This window comes from Butyricicoccus sp., assembly GCF_050872565.1.
Lineage (GTDB): Bacteria > Bacillota > Clostridia > Oscillospirales > Butyricicoccaceae > Butyricicoccus_A.
This window is the reverse complement of record NZ_JBNMHC010000075.1, coordinates 1-7,866: the sequence shown is the minus strand read 5'-3', so window position 1 is coordinate 7,866 and position 7,866 is coordinate 1. Positions and strand designations below refer to the sequence as shown.

6 protein-coding genes and 2 tRNA genes are annotated in these 7,866 nt (G+C 49.5%); 1 reads left to right on the top strand and 7 read right to left on the bottom strand.

The genetic code is table 11. The features are described 5' to 3' along the window. Nucleotides 1–136: 136 nt before the first annotated feature. The 6 genes from ACR0P9_RS04855 to ACR0P9_RS04830 all read right to left on the bottom strand — a co-directional run bounded on the left by ACR0P9_RS04855 (nucleotide 137) and on the right by ACR0P9_RS04830 (nucleotide 5,481). Entirely contained in the window at nucleotides 137–910 is a 774-nt protein-coding gene (locus ACR0P9_RS04855) for an ABC transporter ATP-binding protein (protein WP_432617854.1), read from the bottom strand. Continuing rightward, nucleotides 911–1,672, bottom strand: a complete 762-nt coding sequence (locus tag ACR0P9_RS04850) for an ABC transporter permease (protein WP_432617852.1) — start codon at nucleotides 1,670–1,672, stop codon at nucleotides 911–913. Nucleotides 1,673–1,689: 17 nt separating this feature from the next. Next, complete coding sequence (locus ACR0P9_RS04845; RefSeq protein ID WP_432617850.1) at nucleotides 1,690–2,655, bottom strand: ABC transporter substrate-binding protein; 966 nt, start codon at nucleotides 2,653–2,655, stop codon at nucleotides 1,690–1,692. A gap of 36 nt (nucleotides 2,656–2,691) precedes the next feature. Beyond that, nucleotides 2,692–4,758 carry an anaerobic carbon-monoxide dehydrogenase catalytic subunit gene (gene cooS / locus ACR0P9_RS04840; protein WP_432617848.1) on the bottom strand — a complete coding sequence of 689 codons (2,067 nt, stop codon included), beginning with the start codon at nucleotides 4,756–4,758 and terminating at the stop codon, nucleotides 2,692–2,694. A 515-nt stretch (nucleotides 4,759–5,273) separates the two neighbouring features. Continuing rightward, nucleotides 5,274–5,363: transfer RNA gene (locus tag ACR0P9_RS04835), tRNA-Ser, on the bottom strand. Between the two features lie 29 nt (nucleotides 5,364–5,392). Continuing rightward, a tRNA-Ser gene (locus ACR0P9_RS04830) sits at nucleotides 5,393–5,481 on the bottom strand. Between the two features lie 251 nt (nucleotides 5,482–5,732). Here ACR0P9_RS04830 and ACR0P9_RS04825 point away from each other — a divergent pair. Further along, nucleotides 5,733–6,671 (top strand): 1-phosphofructokinase family hexose kinase, encoded by a 939-nt coding sequence (locus ACR0P9_RS04825; RefSeq protein WP_432617846.1) that lies wholly within the window; start codon nucleotides 5,733–5,735, stop codon nucleotides 6,669–6,671. Nucleotides 6,672–6,749: 78 nt separating this feature from the next. Here the strand turns inward: ACR0P9_RS04825 and ACR0P9_RS04820 are convergent. Beyond that, a partial coding sequence (locus ACR0P9_RS04820) for an S-layer homology domain-containing protein (RefSeq protein WP_432617844.1) occupies nucleotides 6,750–7,866 on the bottom strand: 1,117 nt, incomplete at its 5' end.

The following is a 7,866-nucleotide window of genomic DNA, read 5'->3' as shown; positions in this document are numbered from 1 at the left end:
AGGATGGATAGCTAGTTAAAGCCCTCTCTGTCGCTGCGCGACATCTCTCCCAGAGGGAGAGACAAGTTTATCTCATCCGCGAAAAGCAAAAAAATCGCTAGAACCGTTTCGGAACTAGCGATTTTTTTGCATTTAATTAGATCATATATTCAACCGAAGCCTCTTCATGCTTCATATTGAACAGCTCAAACACCTTATCTCGTGCGGCGAGGAAGTCATCGGCAGTTCTGTTGCGGTCACTTCTCAGCTTGACGTTGACGACTGTCTTTACCTTGCCCGGATTCGGTGTCATGATGACAATACGGTCTGCCAAATAAATGGCTTCTTCAATGTCATGGGTGACAAAGATAATCGTCTTATTCTCCTCACGGGAAATATTACGAATATCTTCCTGTAATTTCATACGGGTGATGGCATCCAATGCACCGAACGGCTCATCCATGTAAATGATTTCCGGATCAACAGCCAAAGCGCGGGCAATCGCAACACGCTGCTGCATACCACCGGACAGCTGTCTCGGATAGCTGTTCTTAAAGTCTACCAGACCAACTAAATCGAGATATTTTTCTGCAATCTTCTTGCGCTCTTCCTTCGGAATACCGCGCGGCTCTAAGCCCAATTCGACATTCTTTTCCGCGGTGCGCCATGGCAGCAAGCCATAATTCTGGAAAATCGTCACATACTTGGTGGACGGCTCCGTTACTTCTTTGCCGTCAATCTTGATGCTGCCGCTTGTCACCGGAGAGAAGCCAGCAATGGCATTGAGCAGCGTACTCTTGCCGCAGCCGGATGGGCCAAGCAGGCAGATAAATTCACCGCGTTCAATGGACAAATTGACACCTTCCAATGCAGTAAAGGTCTGTCCATTCTGTTCAAATGTCTTTGATGCATCTTTGATTTCAATAAACATTTATGCAGCACCTCCCCACGAACGAAGGACAACTTTTTCCAACTTTTTGAGCAGGGTATCCAGAATCAAACCAATCAGACCAATGACAATCATGGTTGCCAGCAACTGATCGGCGCGAATATTGTTGCGGGCATCAATAATCATATAGCCCAAGCCGGACTGTGCACCGACCATTTCACCGGCTACCAGGAAAATCCACGAGGTACCCAGAGCCAGATGAATGCTATTGGCAATCTGCGGGAAAGCTGCCGGGAAAATGACCTTCCACATCAGGGCAGGCTGCTTGATGCCAAAGTTTTTGGAAACCTTTAAGTAAATCGGGTCAATGCCATTGACGGCGGACACCGTAGACAGCAGGACGGGGAAAAATGCGGCAATAAAGATAATCACAATTGCCGGTACATCGCCAATGCCGAACCACAGAACAACAAATGGCATCCATGCCGTCGGAGAGATTGGACGAAGCAGCTGTACAATCGGATTGACATACTGAAATGCCTTGCCAAACCAGCCCAGCAGCAAGCCGAGCAAAACAGCTACAACAACGGATACGATATAACCAACAGCGAAACGGTACATACTGGTCTCAATGCCGAGCAGCAGGGTTCCGTCTTCTGCCATCTCGACAAGAGCTTTCCAGGTTTGCAGCGGAGAGGGGAACAGCGCTGCTTTGACGTCAGTGACCGTTACACCGATCTGCCAGATGACTAGCAGAACGGCAAACGAAATCACAATATTTTTAACAGAGAGGAGTTTTTTCATGGTGTGCACTGCTTTCCTTAGGATGCCTGATAAACGAAGTCTTCATACGTCGGCGGATTGTCAGACAAGCCATAAGCCTTGACCTTCTCTACCAGAGAGTTGTAAATATCCTGTGTGATGTCCAAATCATCATAGGAAATCCATTCCAGAGAGGTCTTGAGAACATCTGCATCCTGACCCAGATACTGCTCGGCAACGGTCAGTTCGTTATCCTTGTTCAGGTTAGCACCAGCGGTCTTATAGGCTGCAATAAACTTGTCTGCGCTTTCCTTATGGTTGTTGAGATAATCATCTGTCATAACCAGTGCGCAGCACAGAGAGTCCGGCCACAGAGATTCTGAGGCATCCAGTACATGACCGACGCCAAGGCTGACTGCCTGTGCGCCAAACGGCTCTGCAACACAGTAGCCGTCAATCTGACCGCTTGCCAGAGCGGACGGCATCTCTGTCGGTGCCAGCTCGGTAATCTTGATGTCATTGACGGTCAGATTTGCCTTTGCCAGCTCCAGATTTACCAGAATATTGTGCGAGGACTGACGATGCGGAATTGCAATGGTCTTGCCCTTCAGATCATCCGCAGACTGTACCTTATCGGAAGCGACAATGACATTGCCGTCCTTATGGCCCAGAGCCACTGCCTTGAGTCCGATGCCTTCCTGCTTGGACTTCATTGCCAGCTCAACCAGAACCGATGCGCCATCGACATTGCCGGTGTTCAGCGCGTCCATCAGCTCGGTCCAAGAGCCATACTTTACCAGCTCTACGCGAACATCCGGATTGTCCTTCAGTTCTTCTGCTGCTTCAAATACTGCCAGTGCATGGGTGATCGGCAGATACGCAATCTTAATGGTTTCTCCCTTAAAATTCGGGTCGGAAGCAGTCGATGCGCTTCCATTGGATGCTGTAGTATTGCCGGAGCCGCACGCTGTCAGCGCAAATGCTGTTGTCACAGCGAGCAGCAGAGCAAGAATTCTTTTCTTCATGACGGTACTTCCTTTCAAATAGGGATTTTGTTGTCGTTACTGATCCCAGCCAAGCGCTCTGCGCTTTGCCTTAATATCTTCTACAATCTTATTGCCAAGAGCAACCGGGTCGACATCAACATGCATGGCCGAACCCAAAGTCTCCTTGGTTCCTTCCTTCAGGAACTCAATGACGTTCTTGGAACCGTAAATCGGTGCTTCCACACAGTGATACGAGTTGATGCCCATCAGACGGAAGCCAAGTGCCGCATCCAGACCCTTTTCATTGCCCCATTCCGGAGAGGTGAAAGCATACGGCATCTCGCAAATCTTATGGCCGCTTGCACCGGCTACACCGGCAAAAATACCTGTCGAACGGGTATTGTCAATACATTCGCCCACATGCCATACCGGCGGGAGATCCGGTGCCAGGAACTCGCGCATCGAGTCTCCTACCTTATCCAGTGCCGATACATTGCAGTAACCCAGCTTCATGAGCGGGAATGCCGCACAGCCATTGGTGAGAATCAGAACATTATTCTTAAGCAGGACATCTGCCACATCAACGGTTGCCTTTTCATACAGGACCTTCGGGTTGCTGCATCCAACCATGTTGACGATGCCGAGAATCTTGCCCTCTCGCAGGGCATCTGCCAGCGGCTGCATACTGCCGAAGCGCTTGCATACATACTCGACAGAGAAGCCGACTTCTGCATCTACTTCATACGGCGGGATATATACCGGAATACCGCGGCGCTCTTCAAAGCTTTCAATCGCACGCATGACAATCTTTTCTGCCAGCTCACGAGTCTGCTCAATATTAGAGTGGTGATGGTCATATTCAAATCGCTCTGCACCCGGCAGACGTGCCGATTCACTGGTCGTGACAACCGTTGTCTTGAAGCACTTTGCCACTTCCATAATAGACGGGAATACATCCTGTACATCGGCAACCCACAGATCCAGCGCGCCGGTACCCAGTACCAGCTCCGCAGATACCGCATTGGACAGCGGGATAACGCCGCCATAGCGATACATGGCTGCCAGACCCGAACAACAGATGCCATAGAACTGAATGCCCTTCGCACCCTTGCTCTTTGCCAGTTCAACAAATTTTTCTTCCTGACCAACGGCGACAATCTGGCTAACCAGTGTCGGCAGATGGCCATGGACTGCGATATTGACATAGCCCTTTTTCAGTGCGCCGATATTGACCTTAGACGTCACGCGGTCGCCGACACCGAACAGGCTGTCTGTTGCAATGGATGCACCGACAACACCGGAGAAGGTAAACGACAGACCACAGCGCAGGAACTGCTGCATGATGCTCTTCCAATCGCCGTCTGTGCCGCAGCCGGACTTATGAAATGCCTCAAACACTTCATGATATGCACTGATCGGAATAATATCGAGATCCTTCCAGACCTCCTGTCTCTCTGCCGGTGCACACGCCTTGATGGTGCGGTGCTCTGCCGGAACGGTACGAGACATATCTTCTAACAGAGCATCTGCCAAATCCGAAGCAATATGCTTAATCTGTCTGTGCTCGGTCTTGATACCAAAGCTCTTGGCAGTATCCCGAATTTTCTGCTGTCCCATAATCGGGATATTCAGTCTGCCTTCTGCTGCCCACTTGAGAGAAAGAATCACTTCTCGCGCGTGCATACCGTGCTGAGAAGCACCGGCAGCAGCAGAGCGAAGCAGATTTCTTGCAACAATCAAATCAGCATCCGCACCACAGACGCCCTTCGGGCTTTTCGGTGTGATTTTACACGGTCCCATGTTGCAGATCTTGCAACAGACACCAGCCAGGCCAAAGCTGCACTGCGGCTGCTGGGCATCAAAGCGGTCAAATGCCGTGTCAATGCCAATCTGCTCTGCACGGAGCATCATCTCACGAACTGCCGGATCCGGCGTCTGGTCGATGACATCCTGCTTGGATGGGAAGGTCTTTCTATATTCCGCAACTGCGGTCATGTAATCCTTAATGAATGCGTTTTCACTGTCTGCTGTCTCTTCCTGATGGTCAGCCTTTGCTACGATGGTCGGAATACCGTGCTTATCGAAGCCGATGAGTGCGCGATGGTTATGAATGTGTGCCGGAGAATGATGTTCGTGCGACATAGAATTCACGCCTTTCTTTTCGTATCTATATAATTCCTACTTGTTTACCGTGTTTTTCTTACCCGCTTATTATATACTAGTCTACTAGGAATTGTCAACATAAATTTAGAGAAAACGTTTGCACAATTCAAATAATTTGGTTGACGCTGGAAATTTGTTTCTGTTTTTCTGAAAAAAGGAGATAAAAACTTTCTATCTGTGATCGAGAGTGCACGGTTCGCAGCAAGACTGAGAGGGCTAAAGCCTTCCTCCTTGAGGAAGGTGGCGCGGCGTCAGCCGTGACGGAAGGAGCAGCACGCAAACAGATACGTTTTAGAGTCAATCTGATGCGTATCTTGGATAAAACTCCCTCAGTCATTGCAAAGCAAATGACAGCTCCCTCAAAGAGGGCGCCAAAGCCCTCTCTGTCGCTGCGCGACATCTCTCCCATAGGGAGAGACAAGTTTGGCCCGTACGTAAGAGCAAAAAGGATAAAAAAGAAAACCACCAAACCGTGAGGTCTGATGGTTTTGCTTTGGCGGAGAAGGAGGGATTTGAACCCTCGCGACACTTTCGCGCCCTACTCCCTTAGCAGGGGAGCCCCTTCACCACTTGGGTACTTCTCCAAAGGCTGTTGTCTTCACAAGAAAAAATGTGGCGGAGAGGGTGGGATTCGAACCCACGCGCCCTTTCGGACAAACGGTTTTCAAGACCGCCTCGTTATGACCACTTCGATACCTCTCCGTATCGAAAACTCTCTTGTCAAGCAAGAAATATTATAGCATAGCTTCTGTTGCCTGTCAATTGTTTTCCGGGATTTTTTCTTTCTTTGTCACAAAAAAATTTGCAAATAAATCGTTAACTTTCGTGAAAATCCGATGCATTCCTTTATTCAATATGTTATACTATGTTAGAGAAAAAAAGACGTTTTTTGTGCATCTTGTGATGTCTTTGTCTTTATCCCCTACTTAGCTCTATCAGGAGGGTCATTTTGTATGATTTATACTGTTACATTAAATCCATGCTTGGACTATCTGGTCGCAGTTCCTGATTTTAAGTCAGGACGCGTCAATCGCGCCGGATACGAGAGCCTCATGCCCGGCGGCAAGGGTATCAATGTTGCGTATGCTCTTCATATTTTGCAGGAACCGAGCTTGGCACTCGGATTTGTCGCTGGATTTACCGGCACAGAAATTGAACGAATCATGAGCAAAGATGAAATCCCCCATGATTTTCTGCCGCTTCAGACCGGTTTCAGCCGTATTGACGTGCAGATGATGGATTCCATCGAAAGCTCGATTAATGGCATCGGTCCGCTCGCCACACAGGAAGACATTGATGCGCTGTGTGAAAAATTGCAAAGTCTGAAAGATGGCGACACCATCGTGCTCTCCGGTTCTGTACCGCGCGGAGCAAAGGACAATGTATACGGCGAAATCCTTCGTTCCGTATCCCACAAGGATTTATATGTCGTTGTGGATGCCAAGCGTCCACTTTTGCTGCACACATTGAAATATCGTCCGTTCCTTATCAAACCGAACATGCAGGAAATGGCAGATATTTTCTTCCAAGACATGTCCTCCGTGTCCACAGAGGACATTGTTCGTTACGCAAAAACCTTGCAAAGCATGGGTGCCCGCAATGTTTTGGTCTCTATGGGTGCTGCCGGTGCTCTTCTTTTGACAGAAGACGGCAAAATCTATCATCACAGTGCGATGAAGGGCAAGGTTCACAACACGGTTGGCTGCGGCGATTCCATGCTCGCCGGTTTCCTTGCCGGTTTCCAGAAAAACCACGACATGATTGAAGCCTTCCAGCTGTCGCTCGCAGCGGCGTCCGCCAATGCCTTCCACGACGGCCGCGGCACCTACGCACAAATCATGCACCTGAACGAAATTCTGCAAAACGAATCCGCAGATGCGTTTACCGCTTAATTGTATTTCAGACAAGCTAAAAAGCCTTTCTCCTGTGAGAAAGGCTTTTTTCATGCACAAATTGAAGCTGTGTTCTAATTATACACTCTCAAAGAACCGCATCATCAGCTGTGCTGCCTGTGCGCGTGTTGTCGTGCCGCGCGGAGACAATGTGCTCTGTGAAGTTCCGCTGACAATCTGCTTCGCAACAGCCCAGCGCATCGCATTCTGCGCCCAAGAAGACAGGGTTCCCGCATCGGTATATCTACCCAAATCAGCCTGTGCAGACACATCGGCACCCTGCTTCTGTGCATACGCATACAAAATCTGTACTGCCTGCTCGCGTGTCACAGCATCTGTCGGACCAAACTTGCCGTTTCCATAGCCGGAGACAATGCCATTCTGTGCCGCCCAAGCAACCGCCTTTGCATACCAGCTGTCCGCAGCAACATCCTGAAAAGCATCCGATGCTTTCACTTCCGGATTTCCTGCTTCATTGTACAAAATCTGTACCAGCATGGCGCGATTCAGCGTCTGATTCGGCGCAAACAACGCATTTCCGACACCATTCATCGTTCCGCTTGCCAGTGCTGTATCTACAGCTTCATGATACCATGCCGATTTGTCTACATCCTGAAGCGATGCCGATGGACAATTGTCGCCATCACACACATATGTATTGCCCTGTACGAGAGTGCCATTTTGCATCGTCCATGTGTTCAGATCCGAAGCCTGCACGCCATAATTGGAGAAATCCGATTCCTGTGCCCGCACCACACGGTTGAGTGCTGTCTTGACACGATAGGCATCTGCACTGCCAGCAGCAAAGCCATTGTTGTTTTCCGATGTACCGCTGAGACTCTGCGACGGCGCATTGACTGCGATAGTCTCGCCGCCATTACTCAAAACCGCCTGTGTATTGTACCACGAGTTTTTTACTACAGAATTCTTGACAAAGGAACCCGCCAGTGCACCGATGCAATCAATCTTTTTGACGGCATTGACGTTGCCTGCTGCATAGCAGTTATGCTCTTCGCCGTATTCCAGACCACACAGACCACCGGCCGCGCCGCCAGTCTCGTCTTCTGCCTGTCCTTGCTCATGGTCATACAGAGATACCGTGACATCACCGGTCGCATAGGTGTTTGCCATCAGACCCCAAACATTGATGCCCGCAATGCCGCCTGCTTCCAGCCAGTTTTCACCAGTCGTTTCT

Bases quoted from the DNA above. Each gene is read 5' to 3' on its own strand.
- ACR0P9_RS04855 (WP_432617854.1), bottom strand. From the start codon at position 910: ATGTTTATTGAAATCAAAGATGCATCAAAGACATTTGAACAGAATGGA.
- ACR0P9_RS04850 (WP_432617852.1), bottom strand. From the start codon at position 1,672: ATGAAAAAACTCCTCTCTGTTAAAAATATTGTGATTTCGTTTGCCGTT.
- ACR0P9_RS04845 (WP_432617850.1), bottom strand. From the start codon at position 2,655: ATGAAGAAAAGAATTCTTGCTCTGCTGCTCGCTGTGACAACAGCATTT.
- cooS (WP_432617848.1), bottom strand. From the start codon at position 4,758: ATGTCGCACGAACATCATTCTCCGGCACACATTCATAACCATCGCGCA.
- ACR0P9_RS04825 (WP_432617846.1), top strand. From the start codon at position 5,733: ATGATTTATACTGTTACATTAAATCCATGCTTGGACTATCTGGTCGCA.